This is a genomic window from Cohnella silvisoli (assembly GCF_021190915.1).
GTDB lineage: Bacteria > Bacillota > Bacilli > Paenibacillales > Paenibacillaceae > Cohnella > Cohnella silvisoli.
On the sequence record NZ_JAIOAP010000009.1, the window covers coordinates 158,685 to 174,822 of the forward strand.

13 protein-coding genes are annotated in these 16,138 nt (G+C 50.4%); 5 read left to right on the forward strand and 8 right to left on the reverse strand.

Annotated features, from left to right (window positions below; genetic code table 11):
* Window positions 1-225 precede the first annotated feature (225 nt).
* The gene (locus K7P76_RS17900; protein WP_232186685.1) at window positions 226-1,506 is read left to right on the forward strand and encodes an SGNH/GDSL hydrolase family protein; all 1,281 of its coding nucleotides are present in this window, start codon (window positions 226-228) and stop codon (window positions 1,504-1,506) included.
* Window positions 1,507-1,587: 81 nt separating this feature from the next.
* Here K7P76_RS17900 and K7P76_RS17905 read toward each other — a convergent pair whose 3' ends face one another.
* The 3 genes from K7P76_RS17905 to kapB form a co-directional block, all read right to left on the reverse strand.
* On the reverse strand, window positions 1,588-1,764 hold the full coding sequence (locus K7P76_RS17905) for a YjfB family protein (RefSeq protein ID WP_232186686.1): 177 nt from the start codon (window positions 1,762-1,764) through the stop codon (window positions 1,588-1,590).
* 15 nt (window positions 1,765-1,779) lie between these two features.
* Window positions 1,780-4,017, reverse strand: a complete 2,238-nt coding sequence (locus tag K7P76_RS17910) for an Ig-like domain-containing protein (protein ID WP_232186687.1) — start codon at window positions 4,015-4,017, stop codon at window positions 1,780-1,782.
* 161 nt (window positions 4,018-4,178) lie between these two features.
* Entirely contained in the window at window positions 4,179-4,559 is a 381-nt protein-coding gene (gene kapB / locus K7P76_RS17915) for a sporulation phosphorelay system protein KapB (RefSeq protein WP_232186688.1), read from the reverse strand.
* A 103-nt stretch (window positions 4,560-4,662) separates the two neighbouring features.
* Between kapB and K7P76_RS17920 the strand changes: the two genes are divergently transcribed.
* On the forward strand, window positions 4,663-5,778 hold the full coding sequence (locus K7P76_RS17920) for an MGDG synthase family glycosyltransferase (RefSeq protein WP_232186689.1): 1,116 nt from the start codon (window positions 4,663-4,665) through the stop codon (window positions 5,776-5,778).
* Between the two features lie 470 nt (window positions 5,779-6,248).
* Here the strand turns inward: K7P76_RS17920 and K7P76_RS17925 are convergent, their stop codons facing one another.
* The 5 genes from K7P76_RS17925 to K7P76_RS17945 form a co-directional block, all read right to left on the reverse strand.
* A complete protein-coding gene (locus K7P76_RS17925; RefSeq protein WP_232186690.1) occupies window positions 6,249-7,115 on the reverse strand; it encodes a cation diffusion facilitator family transporter in 867 nt (288 codons plus the stop codon).
* Between the two features lie 254 nt (window positions 7,116-7,369).
* Window positions 7,370-8,998 (reverse strand): ABC-F family ATP-binding cassette domain-containing protein, encoded by a 1,629-nt coding sequence (locus K7P76_RS17930; protein WP_232186691.1) that lies wholly within the window; start codon window positions 8,996-8,998, stop codon window positions 7,370-7,372.
* Between the two features lie 15 nt (window positions 8,999-9,013).
* Window positions 9,014-9,967, reverse strand: a complete 954-nt coding sequence (locus tag K7P76_RS17935; protein ID WP_232186692.1) for an MBL fold metallo-hydrolase — start codon at window positions 9,965-9,967, stop codon at window positions 9,014-9,016.
* Window positions 9,968-10,045: 78 nt separating this feature from the next.
* Window positions 10,046-11,464: an MFS transporter gene (locus K7P76_RS17940; protein WP_232186693.1), complete on the reverse strand. Its 1,419-nt coding sequence runs from the start codon at window positions 11,462-11,464 to the stop codon at window positions 10,046-10,048.
* 140 nt (window positions 11,465-11,604) lie between these two features.
* Window positions 11,605-12,183, reverse strand: coding sequence for a TetR/AcrR family transcriptional regulator (locus tag K7P76_RS17945; protein WP_232186694.1), 579 nt, complete (start codon window positions 12,181-12,183; stop codon window positions 11,605-11,607).
* A gap of 224 nt (window positions 12,184-12,407) precedes the next feature.
* On the opposite strand from K7P76_RS17945, the gene K7P76_RS17950 reads away from it, so the two are divergent.
* The 3 genes from K7P76_RS17950 to K7P76_RS17960 all read left to right on the forward strand — a co-directional run bounded on the left by K7P76_RS17950 (window position 12,408) and on the right by K7P76_RS17960 (window position 15,932).
* Window positions 12,408-13,553 carry a conserved virulence factor C family protein gene (locus tag K7P76_RS17950; protein ID WP_232186695.1) on the forward strand — a complete coding sequence of 382 codons (1,146 nt, stop codon included), beginning with the start codon at window positions 12,408-12,410 and terminating at the stop codon, window positions 13,551-13,553.
* 18 nt (window positions 13,554-13,571) lie between these two features.
* Window positions 13,572-14,435: an AraC family transcriptional regulator gene (locus K7P76_RS17955; RefSeq protein WP_232186696.1), complete on the forward strand. Its 864-nt coding sequence runs from the start codon at window positions 13,572-13,574 to the stop codon at window positions 14,433-14,435.
* A gap of 105 nt (window positions 14,436-14,540) precedes the next feature.
* Window positions 14,541-15,932, forward strand: coding sequence for an ADP-ribosylglycohydrolase family protein (locus tag K7P76_RS17960; RefSeq protein ID WP_232186767.1), 1,392 nt, complete (start codon window positions 14,541-14,543; stop codon window positions 15,930-15,932).
* The last annotated feature ends 206 nt before the right edge of the window (window positions 15,933-16,138 follow it).

Consider the following 16,138-nt stretch of genomic DNA (forward strand, 5'->3'; position numbering starts at 1 on the left):
TCCCAAATGACCTAGAATAGATACTGAAGGGAAGCTACGGAAAAGTCCGGGGATTCGAGGATATTCGTGGTTAAGCGCGGCGATTATTCATAATTATTCATTTTATTATTATATTATTTTAACACCACCGCGAGATGAATGGCAATTTAATATTTTTATGGTGCCGATAAGTATTGTTTGGTGCCATGAGCGTCAGCGGATGAGTTTGGGGAGGATTTGGCCAAAATGAAATGGAATTTGCGTAAAACAGCAATGGCAATCTTGATTACAGTAATGACTGTAACCACTGTAATGACTGTAACGACTGTAACTGCAGCCGAGAATGTACCGTCACCAAAGGAAACTTATCGAATCGTAGCGCTTGGAGACTCGATAACCGTGGGGTATGAGCCTGGCATGACCGGGAAATCCGTTCCTTACGGATACGTCGATCGCCTGTACGAACAAGCTCTTTTCCACAAACGCGCCGAACTCGCCAATTACGCCATCATGGGTTTACAGACTCCTGGTCTTATCAACCTTCTGCAGGGTGCCGCCGACGGGAAACCATTGAAAGCAGCCGATTTGCAGGACTTCTCCTCGTTACCTGACGGAGTACCGCAGCAAGCGGATTCCGTTGCCTTGAAAACTCAGCAAATTGCAACTGATCTCGCTAAAGCGAATTTGGTCGTCATGACGATCGGCGGAAATGATTTCGGAGATTTTATTAAAACGATGCTCAAACAATCCACCGAGGATGCGAAAAAGTATGTGCAGGACAATTTTGACAGTTTGATGAATAAATATACAACGAATTTGGATAAAATGATCCGCCAGCTTCATGTACTGGCTCCTAATGCACAAATCATACTGGCAGATCAATACCTTCCCTTACCGACAGGGCATGCTTTGTACGCTGATTTATCCGCTGCGGTCAAGAAGCTGTCCGGCCGCTTGACCGAATTTACGGATGGTCTCTCAAAGGAAGGCATACCGGTAACCATCGCACCCGTTTCCACCAAATTCGTAAACAACGAGACGAATTATACATACATCGCTTTGTTTGATGGTAACGATAATCACCCTAAACAAGCTGGTTACGAAGCCATAGCGCAAACCTTCGCCGAACTTATATGGAAGCAATACCTTAAGCCCGCGCCGAGAGCAGCCGATGTTCCGCTTTCCATCGTCATTAACGGCAAAGAGCCGCCGAACAAGCCGACAACCGTTAAAAACACGACTTTCCTTGCTCTAACGGATGTGGCGAGCGCGGTTGGAGCCAATCTGAAATGGATCCAAAAAACGAAAACCGCCGTTTTCTCGAAAGACGGTCGCGAGGTGATCATCACGGTAGGCGCCAAAACGATTATCGTGAACGGCGTAACCCAGCCTTTAGATACCCCCGCATACTTTCAGCAGGTAGGCAAAATACAGAAAACGTATGTACCGCTTGCCGTCATCAGCACCGGTTTGAATTACCAAGTCATCTTTAGCAAGAAGCTGATGACTGCCTTTATTAATTCTTAAACACTTACGAGCTAGTATACCCAACTTATTACGACAATGGGCTCCCGACTGGGAGCCCTTTAATCTTTTTTACAATTGTATCTACACTTTAATATCGAGCTTGCCACCCAAATGAGGTTGAACGCTTTGTTGGAGCAATTGAGCCATCTGTGCGCCCTGTTGCTCGGTGAAATCAAGGGATTTAGCTAATACCGCTATTCCAACCTGTTGTTGAAGCGATCCAGCCGGCGCTGATAGAAGTCCGTTAACGCTGCTCATGTTTTTGTCTCCCTTCTATTTGACCGAGACTCGAACCGTAATGGTCTTGCCTTCGTAGACAGCTTTGATAGTTGCAGAACCTTTTCCAACTGCCGTAATAACACCTTTATCTACCTTCGCCACACTGGCTTGGGACGTTGTCCATGTCGCTGCCGCCGTAACATCCGGGATTTTACCATCCTCGTATGCCGCTGTCACTTTCGTGGAAAATTGAGCGCCGATAGAACCTTTGAATGACGTCTCCGAAACGGTCAGCTTTATAAGCTTGGCTTTAACCGTAAAAGGTATCTCCAAGGTTTTTTCTTGAATCGTTGCGGTAAGCTTGCCTGTTCCTTCTTCCAGGCCCTTCACGCTGCTGCCTTTAATGGATGCCAACGATTCGGATGAACTGTTCCAATCCAATCGACTGCCAAGCGACACTTTCTTTCCGCTCTTTGTTTTGCCTGTCACTTTAATCGTTTGGGATTTGTTTATGGTTAAAGCAAGTTTTGCCGGCTCGATTACAAAACTGACGAACTCTTCCTCGACCACGACGTTTACTTTGACTGTTTTGTTCAAGTACGTACCGGTAAGGGTTACTTTGGCGGGCAGCAGTCCTTTAATCCTCGGCTGTTTAACCAACAGATTAGGGGAAGATGATTTCCACGTTACTTTTGCTGTTACATCATCTTCAAAGCCGTCCTCGTAAACGACATGAACCTTCGGCAGATCGGTTTCTTTACCGATTACAAGGCTGACATCATTGACTTCAGGAATCAAGACCAACACTTTATTCTGAACGTTTATTTCAATCGTATCGCTCATTACGCTACCTTGCGGACTGTTCTGAACTTCAGCCGTTAGTTTGGCTGTCCCAATCGATTTGGCGATCCATTTGCCGTTTTCGATTTTAACGATATTTTCGTTGTCCGACTTCCATTTTACGAGCTTACCGACATCCCTGCTGTCACCGGATATCGTAGTGCCTTTTACAACCGGCAAGTCGGCCGTGTCGTCAACATATACGTCCAGCTTGTCTTTTTCAATATTAATAGCCGTTACGCTCGGAAATACTGTAATGGCCAATTCCTTGGTCAGTCCCAAATACGTAGCTTTGATTTTCGTCGTTCCTTCGCCTTTGGGGCTGACAACCATTTTGCCTGAAGTACTATCTTTTCCCACCGTTGCAATACGCAGGTCCGAAGATTCCCAAACCGCCTTATCGGTCACATCCTCTTGTGCGTCTGGATTGTTCATGACCTTCGCAATAAGCTCCACAGCGCCTCCTTGCAGCGGTAAATATAAAGGTTGGTCTGGCGTAATCCGAAGCGCTTCGAATTTAGTCCGTATAACTACTTTTACCGAAGCCGATACACCCAAGTATTGGACGGAAACAGTCGTCATGCCTGGAGCTACCGCCGTTAATACGCCCTTTTCATTCACTTTTGCAATGGAGATATTGTCGCTCTTCCAAGTTGCCTTCTCAGTTACGGGCTCTGACGTGCCCAATTTGGGCACTGCTGTCGCTACCAAAGCAATATCCGTATCTCCGACATTCATATCAATCGGTCCCGTAGGAGTAATAGCCAACGATTTATAAGGGGAGGTCACCGTCAAGGCAATCGTATCTGAACGCCCTTGATATTTGACCGTAATCGTTGCAGTTCCGGCAGTCACCAACGTAACGACTCCCCTGCTGACGGTTGCGACTGAAGCATTCGAGGTTGTCCATTGGGCATCGGTAGTAACTTCGATCTCTTCGCTGCTGCCCGTTTTGACCGCAAACGCATCATAGCTAACGGTTTTTCCCAATTCAACATCCGCTTTATCCGGCGCATCTGTGGTTGAATTGTCAATTCTCAGCTTTAGTTCGCTGTAACGGTACTCGGCGCTTACGTTAATAGTTTGCGAGTACCCTTTATATTTCCCCGTAATCGTGGCAGAAGTGGCATTGGCGGATGCCGTAAGCACACCTTTATCGACTTTCACCGCCGAACTGGATGAGGTCCATGTCGCTTCTGTCGTTACATCTTTTTTGTTGGATGTTTCTCTGTAGTTAGCCCATAGAGTCAACGAAATAGAGCCGTCTTCTACATAAAGCTTCGTATCCGACACCGAACTGAGTTCAACGGATGTAACCGTATCTTCCGCGTAAGCTATGCCGCTTACAGAACCCCAAACCAATGCTAACAACAAGAATGCCACCCGCAGGCGGAACGAGATAGAGAGAGAACGTAATTGCGTCTGCCGATCGGTGCTTCGATTACTATTCATCGTTGTGAAGTTCCTCCCAAGGAAAAATCATGATTCCATACTAATACTTATAACGGACAACCGTTCGAAAAAATGAAGGAAAAACTGGAAAAACGGGACATTAGTCGCAAAAAGAGATTTATCTTATTATCTTAAAGTCGACATTCTATTTTGCGATATTTTTACATCCCATAATCTTTACGAAGGCTCTCCAATTGTTCCATGCAGCGCTCCGACCAACGCTTTAAGCGGTCCATTCTCTCCATCTCGATGCCCAGAGCGGTTTGCAACGTTTCGCGGTACTCAGGAATCGCGCCCGTATAGGGCTGCGCGGTCTGAATCGGCACCCACACTTTCTCCGTGTAAGAAAGCGCCCTGCGTTCATGGAACATGGCCGCATCCGGATCATATGAACTGTGCAGATCCCCTTGAGTTGGATGCTGGAGCACCGCTAGTACCTTGACGAGCAGTCGCCGATCATCCCGTTCGATGACCTCGCCGACATAATCCCCTGTTTTATAAGACATTTTCACAATTTCCGTCATTGCTCCGAGTTCATTCATTGTCATCATTTCCTCCTTAGTTTTGTTTCTTATTATTGTACCACTTGTTCCGAGTGCCGCTTCAGCGTAAAATGGGAATAGGTAAAGTGGAGGATCATTTCTTATGCGTAAAAAAAGAGTTCTGCTGCTTTCCGAAGGTTTCGGTACCGGACATACGCAAGCCGCCTATGCACTCGCGGTCGGGTTGCGCCAGTTGTCGCCGCGGATCCAGACGCGTGTCATTGAATTGGGCACCTTTCTGAATCCGATCATCGGCCCGCTGATTTTGTCCGCTTATCGCAAAACCGTAAGTAAACAGCCCAAGCTGGTCGGAAGATTTTACCGCAGCGGCTATCATAAATCATTAAACCGCATGACGCAATTCGCGCTGCATCGGTTATTCTACAATCAAGTTTCAGATGTGGTCCGCCAATTAAAGCCGGATTCCATCGTCTGCACCCATCCGATCCCCAATGCCGTCGTTAGTCGGTTAAAACGGCTGGGTCTGGATGTCCCTTTGTATACGCTCATAACGGATTATGATGCCCATGCAACCTGGACCAATCCAGAAGTCAATACATACTTAGTAAGCACTCCGGCCGTTCGAGACAAATTAATTGCACGTGGGGTCCCTCCCGCTTCTATCGAAGTAACGGGAATACCTGTACATCCGAATTTCTGGCATCCTCACGACCGAGCGGAAATTCTTTCGCAATTCCAGCTTAAGGACATGCCTACCGTTCTCATCATGGGCGGAGGCTGGGGCCTTCTTTATGGAGAAGAACTCGTGGAGTATATGGCAGCCTACGCCGATCGCGTACAGCTCATTCTCTGCATGGGCAACAACCAGAAGGCCAAGGACAAGTTGCTGTCCGATCCGCGGTTTCAGCATCCTAACGTGCATGTCATCGGGTATACGAAGGAAATCAGCAAGCTTATGGACGTCTCGGACCTGCTTGTTACGAAGCCCGGCGGAATGACCTGCACGGAAGGCATGGCCAAGGGGATTCCGATGCTTTTCTACGAGCCTATTCCAGGCCAAGAGGAAGAGAACGCCGAGTATTTCGTCACGCACGGCTTCGGGGAATTGATGAAATCCAACGAGACGATCGACCGCTGGTTCCGCTTGATCCAAGAGCCTTATGCGGCTTATCAGCACCGGGATACGCTGATGGCTTTACGCAATGCAGAGTACCATCCGGCCAAGTGCTCCGAGGCTGTTCTCGCTTTAATGCAATAGACAAGTCACCATCCTTCCACGTATAAACGGCAAAAGAGTTCAAGTTTCGCTCATCGGGCGGTACCTGAACTCTTTTTTTGATAGTTATATTTTACAACGCGCTGCCTCCGAACATGAACCGGTATTCCCAATGCTTGCCTTATCGCCTATCAAGGGGTTTCAAGTTCCTCATTTTCGATGGTTGGCATAATACGATGTTTTATATTGTTATCTCGAGAATCTTAGTATGTTTTGATGTATTAGCGATGAATTTCATCGTAGTAATCCATGTTTTGCGTAGAATGAAGGCGATATTAATCAAATTAGGATGTTTTACATTCTTAATAATATCTCACCCCAGCAGCGTCACACGATTAGTGATGATAAACATCTCTACTCATAAACTCAGATCGTCGTGGGTCACAGAATCGGCTAGCATGCCGTTAAGGCCGACTGAGTTTGGGTTTGCTATCCGTGTATAACACCGAAATTTACTCGTCCGGCTCCACGTGCACATGTACGTTAACGATATCGTGCTTGCGTTTCATTCGTTGCTCGATCGTATCGCATATCGCATGGCTCTCCACCAACGAGATGTCAGGACTTACGACAATAACGACATCGACGAGAACGGTGCTTCCGTGGATTCTCGCCCGGATATCTTTGATTGCCTTTACCCCTTCTGTCTTCTCCACTGTCGTTCTTAAGCTCATAAGCTGTTTGACGTCAAATCCGTCCGTAAGCGTTAGGGTTGCAGACGTAAAAATCTCCCAAGCGGTTTTCAAGATAATGCAGCCGACGACAATCGCAGCGACACCGTCAAGCCAAGGCAATCCTAGACGAGACCCGAAGATACCGATCGCGGCCCCCAAACTGACTAACGCATCCGAGCGATTATCTTTAGCAGCCGCCATTAAAGCTTGATTGTTAATTCGCCGGGCAAGCCTTACATTATATGTATATATGCCATACATAGCGGCGGCGGCAAGGAGTGCAATCCAGCCTGCATTTAGGCCCGGGGACACGAATTCCCCATTCCACAGGTTACGCACGGCGGCAATCAACACCTGAAGACCGACCGTCCCCATGATAAAAGAAGCGAGCAACGCGGCAATCGTCTCCGCTCTTAGATGCCCATAAGGATGGTCCTGATCCGGCGGCTTCCGGGAAATGCGAAGGCCGATCAGCACGGCAACGGACGCAACGATATCCGTCACGTTATTGAAGCCGTCCGCCGTTAACGCTTCGGATGCGAATATCCAACCGGCCGTCAGCTTCAAAGAAGAAAGCACCAAATAAGCCCAAATGCTGATCCAAGCGCCTTTTTCCCCTTTTTTGATATCGCCGTAGACGTCCATCGCTCCAACCTCCCTTCCTGCAATTAAATCCACCCTAGCACATCATAATAGTGTCTCCGATCGGCAGAACATAGAAACGTGAAATGTGAACAAACTTTAGGCGCCGCCTTGCACAGGCAGTCTGTTTTAGTCGGTTTATTCGACTATGGGCCGGGTATTGTTGGGTTTACGCCCGTCATAGTCGGTTTATTCGACTATGGACGAAGTTTACGAGCAGCAAAAACGCTTGCCGGTTGTCGGCAAGCGTCGTTTCATCATTTAGCTTCTTCAGGTATTAAGCGCGCACGGAGTTCCTGTACTTCCGGATGCTCCAGATACTCGTCGAAGGTCATCATCCGGTCGATGATGCCGTTAGGCGTGATCTCGATGATCCGGTTGGCGATCGTCTGCATGAACTGATGGTCATGGGACGTGAAGATGATCGGACCGTCAAAATCTATCAATCCGTTATTGAGCGCAGTGATGGATTCCAAGTCCAAATGGTTCGTCGGTTCGTCCAGCATGAGCACGTTTCCGTTCGTAAGCATCATTCGGGACAGCATGCAGCGGACTTTCTCTCCTCCGGATAGGACGGAGCCTTTCTTCAAGGCTTCGTCACCCGAGAACAGCATCCGGCCGAGGAAACCGCGAATGAACGATTCGTCCGGGTCTTTGGTGTACTGGCGGAGCCATTCGACCAGATTCAGGTCGACCCCGTCGAAGTACGCCGAGTTTTCCTTAGGGAAATAAGCTTTGACCGCCGTTACGCCCCAAGTGACCGAACCCGCTTCAGGCTCTTTTTCCCCCACGAGAATTTGGAACAGCAGCGTTTTCGCGTGGCTGTAAGGACCGACAAGCGCGATTTTGTCGCCTTTATTGACGACGAAATTAACACCGTTCAGCACTTTCTCGCCATCTACGGATGCGGTAAGATTCTCTACCGTCACGACTTGTTTACCTACCTCGCGCTCCGGCTTGAAGTTAATGAATGGATATTTGCGGTTAGAAGGCCGGATGTCGTCGAGCGATATTTTGTCCAACAGCTTCTTACGGCTTGTCGCCTGCTTGGCTTTGGATTTATTCGCGGAAAAACGTTGCACGAACTCTTGCAATTCCTTAATCTTGTCTTCCTTCTTCTTGTTCTGGTCGCGCATGAGTCTCATAGCCAGTTGGCTGGACTCGTACCAGAAGTCGTAGTTGCCGACGTACATCTGGATTTTGCCGTAATCGATGTCCGCGATGTGCGTACACACTTGGTTCAGGAAGTGGCGGTCATGGGATACGACGATAACGGTACCTTCATAACGAGACAAGAAATCTTCCAACCAGTTAATGGACACGAGGTCCAAGTGGTTGGTAGGCTCATCGAGCAGCAAAATATTCGGGCTGCCGAACAACGCTTGCGCGAGCAAGACGCGAACCTTCTCATTGCCGTCCAGCTCCGACATCTTCTTGTCGTGCAGCTCGGTCGTGATTCCCAGGCCGTTCAACATTCCCGCTGCTTCGCTCTCCGCTTCCCAGCCGTTCATCTCGGCGAACTCGGCTTCCAGCTCGCCCGCGCGCATGCCATCCTCGTCGGAGAAATCTTCTTTCATATAGATGGCGTCTTTTTCTTTCATTACTTTGTACAGGCGCTCATGGCCCATAATAACCGTTTCAAGCACGTTAAAATCATCGTACTCGTAATGGTTCTGCTTGAGTACCGCAAGGCGCTCTCCCGGTGTAATGAATACTTCGCCCGAGCTGGATTCCACTTCGCCGGACAATATTTTCAAGAACGTGGATTTACCCGCGCCATTTGCTCCGATCAAACCATAACAGTTGCCGGGAGTGAACTTAATGTTAACATCTTCGAACAAGGGGCGTTTGCCGAAACGCAGGCTTACGCCGGATACGGTAATCATGAGTCTAATCATCCTTTACTTAGGGGTTTCTAGATTATGGCTTTCAAAACGCATCGTTTCGCCGTGCTGCAGCAATAATAGCTTCTCTTGCGGAATGCCGAGCTCCGCTCGGGCTGCCTCCAATCGCTGCAACGCCTCGGCCGGCGTATCGTCCGAAAGCTTGAATGCACCGTAATGCATAGGTACGAAATACTTCGCCTTAACGTCCAAGAAAGCCTGCAAAGCTTCTTCCGGACTGACATGCTGCGATGCCATGAACCATTCTGGGTCATAAGCTCCGATAGGAAGCAAGGCAACGTCGATATTAAACTTGCGTCCGATATCGCTGAAGCCGCGGAAATAACCGCTGTCCCCCGCGAAATAAATCGTCGGACCGTGAGGCATTTGCAGCACCCAGCCCCCCCAGTGAGAAGTGTTCATGTCCCAGGGATTCCGACGGGTCCAATGCTGCGCGGGCACGAATGTAAACTTAACGCCGTGGAAAGAGATGTCTTCCCACCAGTGCAGCTCCTGAGCTTGGAGGAATCCGCGAATCATGAGCTTCTTCCGCAGTCCAGCGGGTACGATCATCTTCTTGGGCCCCCTTAGCTTGCGAAGGGATGCGACGTGAAGGTGATCGTAGTGGGCGTGCGAGATGAGGACGACATCTACCGATGGCATGTCCGATAATTCGATGCCTGGCGGAGCTAGTCTTTTCTGGAACGCCATTCTTCTTGCCCACACCGGATCCGTGACGATGTTCAAGCCTGCCATCTGAATGAGAAAAGTGGAGTGGCCGATCCATGTTACGGACGGTTCGTTGCGGTTGTGCTGCAGAAATCGCAGGTCTGGCGCCACGCTTGGGACACATTGTCCGTATTCCTTATTGCGCATCTTGCGTATCCGATCCTCACGCCAACGGTCGAATTGATCCTTAGATGCTTTGCCCGCACCTACGGAATCCAAGTTGCCGAAGCGTCTTCTAAGCATGAAATCCCTCCGATGATGTGCTTAAGTATACTATAGCAGGAAACGTCGAAATGTACCAAGTAAGTAGCGAAAAAGACCTTACTTAGGCTGGATGGATCCCTTCTCTTCCCCTATGCCGAGAACGCTGACGGCTTTGTTGCCGTAAGTTCCGAATTGAAAATAAAACAAGAGAAACACCGCTATAACAAGCAACGCGAATACGACGAAAATATTACTGTAGGCAAGCCCGGCATGGTTCCCGAAAAAAGGATTCAAACGTATCGTCGGCTCTCCATAATCGAGTATTTTCCCGACCACGGAAGCGGAGACGGCACCGGCGATAAACGAGTTCATCGAGAATAGCCCCATCCCTACGCCCATTTGATCCTTCGCTAGCGTACCGGATATCGTTTTCGATAACGCGATTTGCATGAACGTTTGTCCAAGATTGCCTAGGATCAGAATGAGCATAATGTAAATCGGCGACATCCCGGCAAGGACGGACAATAAGGCAAAACACGCGAACAACAAGAAAATCGCGATATAAGCAAGCGCGGAGGCTCCCCTCGCATCGGCCAGTTTCCCGCCCTTCCTTCCCATCAAAGCGGAGGCGACGGCTGCCGGCAACATAATGAATCCGACTTCGGCCGGGGACAATCCATTCGTGCTCGTTAATAGCTGCGGAGTCAGGAAAGGCAGCCCCATAACCACGCCTGTATTCGTAAACGCGATTACCAACCCTATCGTATACGCTCTATTGCGAAATAGCTTCGGCTGCACGAACGGCTCCGAAGCTAACCGGATACGCGCTAGAAACAATAAGAAGCAGATTGCTCCAAGAGCAATAACGTAGCCATTACCTAGAGTTACCCCCAATAGCAATGTGGCAACCGTCCCTCCTAGTAATACGCCGCCGATGTAATCCGTGTGCCCCGATCTGCGTTTTTCCGTGCCCAAATATTTACGGTAATAAGGCAATGTCAGCAGTACCAAACCGGATAAGCCGAATAATAATCGCCAGCTTGCCATGCTGGATACCAAACCGCCGACAATCGGAGCTATCGCGTTTCCAAGCGCGAGTCCGACTGCAACCATGCCAAGCGCCCGGCCTCTTCTCTCCATAGGGAAATAACGCACGGGAATAAGCATCGCGGTTGCCGGAATAACCGCCGCCCCTGCCGACTGCAGCACGCGCCCGGCTACAACCATCCAATACGTGTGTGCCAACAAGCCCGCTATCGATCCAATCGTGAAGAAAATCAGACCGAAGGTGATAAGGCTCCTTAGGCTGTAATGATCGGCGAGCTTACCGTAGATAACCGTACCCACAGCATAGACAACAAGGTATGCCGTTATAACCCAACTCACCTGCGATGGAACTAAATCGAACTCAGCGGATATTTTCGGAAGCACAACGTTAAACATCGAAGCATTCATAACCGACAGAATAAGCGTAAAAAAAAGGACGCGAAGCAGCTTTTCTCCGTTATTGCGTACACCTTCGGCAGACTGTTGCATGGTTTTGTTCTCCTTTTTATGATGTTAGTTATTAGTAACTAACATATTGATTAAAAAAATCGAGCTCCACGATCACACAGGCCGATAAGCATCCTCGTGATCGTCAACCCGTCTCCTCACACTATTGCGAACCCAATCATTCAGGGTCTCAACCCTCTGGCGAAGGTTTGCACGCTATTTTCAATGAAGGCGTCCGTATCGGTACTCTTGATACTGGGATTACAGCTCATGAAATAGCCGAAATTCAAGGTCATGAACGCGGTAGCTTGGCCTGCCGAATCCGCTGCCACCATCTTTCCTTGGGCTTGCATATCTTGAAAGTAACGAGTCAGCAACTCTTTCAATTGCCCGGGATTGTGCTCGGCAAGCTCCGTTATCCAGGGCATGTTATTTCTCTCCTGAATGGCGATGAACGAGATAGCCTTGTTGCGGCTCATGCTCTCGTGATACGTCTTCGCGAACATTTTCAAATCCTCGTACAAATCCCAGACGATCTGTTCTTCGAACAGCTTCTTCATCGGCTGAATGTAAGAATACTTACGAATGGCCGCTTCAAGCACGCCCAGCTTCGTTTCGAAATGCCGGAAAACAGTCATTTCGCTTACCGCGGCAGCCGCGGCGATCTCTTTCATCGTGACGGACTTAAAGCCTTTATGATGGAAAAGCTCGATCGCTTCGGACAAAATTTTGTCCGATGTGCCTAATTCTTCTTGTTTCATCCCTGCACCTCATTCGAATGTTAGTTATTACTAACATACATAACTTACCACTGCGATTTACGGCTGTCAATGGGCGTTTCAATTACATCGGCATTGGACGATAAAGTGTTATGAATACATTTGGGATTGCAGCATCAAATTCTTGTAAAAAGCGCTTTCGTTTTGGCAAAAGAGGCCCCGTTGCTGTATTGTGGAATTAAAAGAAGGAAAGCGAGGGGTTTTCCATGAAATTGTTGTCCATCGAACCGACCCCAAGTCCAAATACAATGAAGCTGAACGTTGACGTCCGGCTCGATCCCGGAGTGCGGCTTAATTACGGCAAAAACGTCGCTAACGCAACTGCCATACCTCCGCTTGTTGCTAGGCTGCTCGATGTTCCCGGTATCAAGGGAGTGTTCCATACATCCGATTTCCTTGCGATCGATCGCAAGGGAAACGCGGATTGGGCCGCCATTCTGGACGGCGTTCGCGAAGCTTTCGGCCTAGCGGGAGATGGCGCGGCGTCAGCCGCGGGACCGGAGACGGAAGGATTCGGAGAGGCGCACGTTCGCGTGCAAATGTTCCGCGGAATTCCGATGCAAATCCGCGTGCGGAGCGGCGGTCAGGAATTCCGGGCCGCTATGCCCGAAAGATTCAGCCAAGCCGTCTCGGAGGCGGCGGGTTCCACGATGATACGCGAGCGCAAGCTGGAAGAGCTCGGCGTCAGATACGGCGAACCTCAAGAGGTACTCGACGAGGTTCAGCGAGAGCTGGAAGCCGCTTATTCCGAGGCGCGGCTTCAGGATTTGATCGCGCAGGCGAAGGCCGCCGGGCCGGAAGCCGCGCCCCCTGCTCCTCCCGCTCCGCTGACGGGAGGAGAAGTTCTTCATGCGCTCGAGTCGCAGGATTGGCGAGAGCGTTACGCGGCTTTGGAGCGGTTGAAGCCCAAGCCGGAGGATTTGGAGGTAATCGCCGCTGCTTTACGCGACAGCCAAGTTTCGGTGCGGCGGCTCGCCGTTGTCTATCTCGGCGATCTGCGAACTCCCGAGACGATGTCGCATCTATTCACCGCGCTTAAGGATTCTTCCGGTTCAGTACGCCGGACTGCAGGCGATACGTTGTCCGATCTTGGCGATACGGCTGCGATCGGACCGATGATCGAGGCGTTGGAGGATTCCAACAAGCTCGTCCGTTGGCGGGCCGCTCGATTTCTATACGAAGCCGGAGATGAATCGGCGTTAGAGGCGCTTCGCCGAATCGCTGGCAGCGAGCCAGAGTTCGAAGTGCGGCTGCAAGCCGAGATGGCCGTCGCCCGCATCGAGCGCGGCGAAGAAGCCGCCGGCTCCGTCTGGCAGCAGATGACGCGGATGCGGGAGCAGGATAAGGAGTAAGAGCGGGAGGACAAACTCTTGAAACTTAACATTAAATACAGGACGTCACTGCCGCTGAACGTCTTTCGTTGGTCGCCGATGCCTTATCGTCAGCCGCTTCATACGCATTCCAGCCTTGAAATCGGCTGTTGCATTCAAGGTGAAGGAACTTTCTATTTTGGAGAAAAACAATATCCGGTACGGCAAGGGGACGTCTTCATCGTTAATCCTGTTGAGCCGCATATTGCCGAGTCCAATCCCCATCGCCCGAGCGTCTATTTGTTCGTCAACTTCGACCCGGACTTGCTTCGCAAGGAAAATCCTCACCTGTTGCTGCCTTTTTCCTATCGCCCGGCGCTATTCCATAATCGTTTGCCGGGAGAAGCCGATATTGCCGTGCGAATTCGAAGCCTAATGGAAAAACTGTTCGAGGAATGGACGCATCGCAACAACGGATACGAAACCATGGCCAAATGCTTATTATTCGAGCTATGCGTTGAGTTGGCAAGGCATTATTCCGGAGCAACCTCCATGCACGATTGGAAGCAGATGACGGGTGAATTGAATCGCCTTTCGCCAGCGTTGGAATGGATAGCCGATCACTATGCCGAGACGGTAAGCCTATCGGAGGTGGCCTCCGTTCTCGGGGTCCGTCCTGCGACGGCTGCGAGATTATTCCACCAATCTACGGGCAGAAGCTGGCGCAGCCATCTGACCGAACACCGGTTGCGCGAAGCGAAGAGACTTCTCACCGAAACCGAGCTTGCGGTAGCTGACATCGGATTCCAGAGCGGCTTTCAGAGCTTGCCGACGTTTTACCGCTTATTCCAAACTCATGTAGGGGTATCGCCTTTGGAGTACCGCAGCACCTTCCTTCATAACAATCGGATAGGCACGTTTTGAGAATGAGCGACGATTTTGAGAAGAAGGCATTAAAAGTGAGTGCTACGATGGTCTAAGCGAATCGATTCCGGATTCCAATTACAATTAGGAATGGTGGCGACCGAATTGGCGGGTTGGGCTCCTTTGAAGCAATTGTTGAGAGATGAGTTGAAGCAAAAACGTTTGGACGGCTGTGAGCTTCCGGGATGGGACGAGCGTGTGGAAACGGTTGACGAAGAAGACGAATCCGCTTTGTTGGCGCTCTGGAAGGAAATGTATGCCGCAGTTCCGGCAGCGGGTCCCGATACGAACCAGCCTTCGGATTTGGCGGGCATTCGGGCATTGCGGCCAGATGGACCGCGTTCCTTGCCGGTTTCTCATACCGAAGAGGAGTGGCAGGATCGTTTTCTCGGCGCATGGCTCGGCCGCTGCGTCGGGTGCGCTCTAGGCAAACCGATCGAAACACCCGATTTCATGCAAGGTTCTCATGGACGTCCGGGCTGGCGGAACGTGCAATTGTGGTTCGAAGGCGCGGATGCATGGCCGATAATCGGTTACACTCCGAAGGATTCCCGGGCGGCCGAGCAGTACGGTTTGGCGCTCGCTCCCTACGGACTTCGCAGCACGCGCGAAGACATCAAGTACATGGAAACGGATGACGATATCCGTTACACGGTACTAGGCTTGATTATGCTCGAGGAAAAAGGCATGGATTTCGACTCATGGGATATCGGCAAGTTGTGGCACCGTAATTTGACCTACCAACAAGTATGTACAGCGGAAACCCAAGCGTACTTGAACTTCACGCAGCTTACCGCCCATTTAGGGGAGAAAAAGCCCGAGGATTGGGAGACGAAAGGGAAGCCTTGGGTAGCCACTCATTTGAATCCTTACCGCGAGTGGATCGGAGCGCAGATTCGCGCGGACGGCTGGGGCTACGGCGCCGCCGGTCGGCCCCAATTGGCCGCGGAGTTAGCATGGCGCGACGCTTCGTTTTCCCATGTGAAGAACGGCATCTACGGCGAAATGTTCGTGGCGGCCATGGTGTCCGCAGCTTTCGTAGAGAGCGATGCCGAAAAGCTCGTTGACATCGGTTTGTCCGAAATTCCGGCGAACAGCGTGCTCGCGCAAGACGTCCGGCAAGCTGTCGATATCGCGAAAACAGCCGGAAGCCAGACGGAACTGGCGGATCGACTATGGCAGGCTTTCGGCCATTACGACGGTGTTCATACGAACAATAACGCCGCGCTAGTAGCCGCGTCCCTTATCTATGCACGCGGCGATTTCGAGATCGCGGTGACGACCTCCGTACTCGGCGGGTGGGATACCGACTGCAACGGCGCCACCGTCGGCTCGATCATGGGCGCAATGCTAGGCGGATCGCGTCTGCCCGCTTCATGGACGGCTCCCTTGAATGATCTTCTATATGCGGAGCTGCCTGCATTCCATCCGATCCGGATCAGCGAAGCCGCTGAGCGGACTTACCGCGTGTTCGATCGATATCGCAATAACGCCTAGACTTCGGTAAGCCGAAGGAAAGCTGTCCTACCACGTCGTTCGCAACCTGGTGGGACAGCCTTCTTTGTTTTCTAACAAACTAGTTTTAAAAAACCTATCCACTCTACATATACATTTCTCGGTATCAGACTAACTGGACAACTGCAGCGGTAAAAGTACTGCTGCTACGCCAGCCTGCCGCCGCTTAGTGTAACTATCGTTTGACG

What these genes read in the sequence shown, in the direction of transcription:
- K7P76_RS17900 (WP_232186685.1), top strand. Translation starts at nt 226, where the DNA reads ATGAAATGGAATTTGCGTAAAACAGCAATGGCAATCTTGATTACAGTA.
- K7P76_RS17905 (WP_232186686.1), bottom strand. Translation starts at nt 1,764, where the DNA reads ATGAGCAGCGTTAACGGACTTCTATCAGCGCCGGCTGGATCGCTTCAA.
- K7P76_RS17910 (WP_232186687.1), bottom strand. Translation starts at nt 4,017, where the DNA reads ATGAATAGTAATCGAAGCACCGATCGGCAGACGCAATTACGTTCTCTC.
- kapB (WP_232186688.1), bottom strand. Translation starts at nt 4,559, where the DNA reads ATGAATGAACTCGGAGCAATGACGGAAATTGTGAAAATGTCTTATAAA.
- K7P76_RS17920 (WP_232186689.1), top strand. Translation starts at nt 4,663, where the DNA reads ATGCGTAAAAAAAGAGTTCTGCTGCTTTCCGAAGGTTTCGGTACCGGA.
- K7P76_RS17925 (WP_232186690.1), bottom strand. Translation starts at nt 7,115, where the DNA reads ATGGACGTCTACGGCGATATCAAAAAAGGGGAAAAAGGCGCTTGGATC.
- K7P76_RS17930 (WP_232186691.1), bottom strand. Translation starts at nt 8,998, where the DNA reads ATGATTACCGTATCCGGCGTAAGCCTGCGTTTCGGCAAACGCCCCTTG.
- K7P76_RS17935 (WP_232186692.1), bottom strand. Translation starts at nt 9,967, where the DNA reads ATGCTTAGAAGACGCTTCGGCAACTTGGATTCCGTAGGTGCGGGCAAA.
- K7P76_RS17940 (WP_232186693.1), bottom strand. Translation starts at nt 11,464, where the DNA reads ATGCAACAGTCTGCCGAAGGTGTACGCAATAACGGAGAAAAGCTGCTT.
- K7P76_RS17945 (WP_232186694.1), bottom strand. Translation starts at nt 12,183, where the DNA reads ATGAAACAAGAAGAATTAGGCACATCGGACAAAATTTTGTCCGAAGCG.
- K7P76_RS17950 (WP_232186695.1), top strand. Translation starts at nt 12,408, where the DNA reads ATGAAATTGTTGTCCATCGAACCGACCCCAAGTCCAAATACAATGAAG.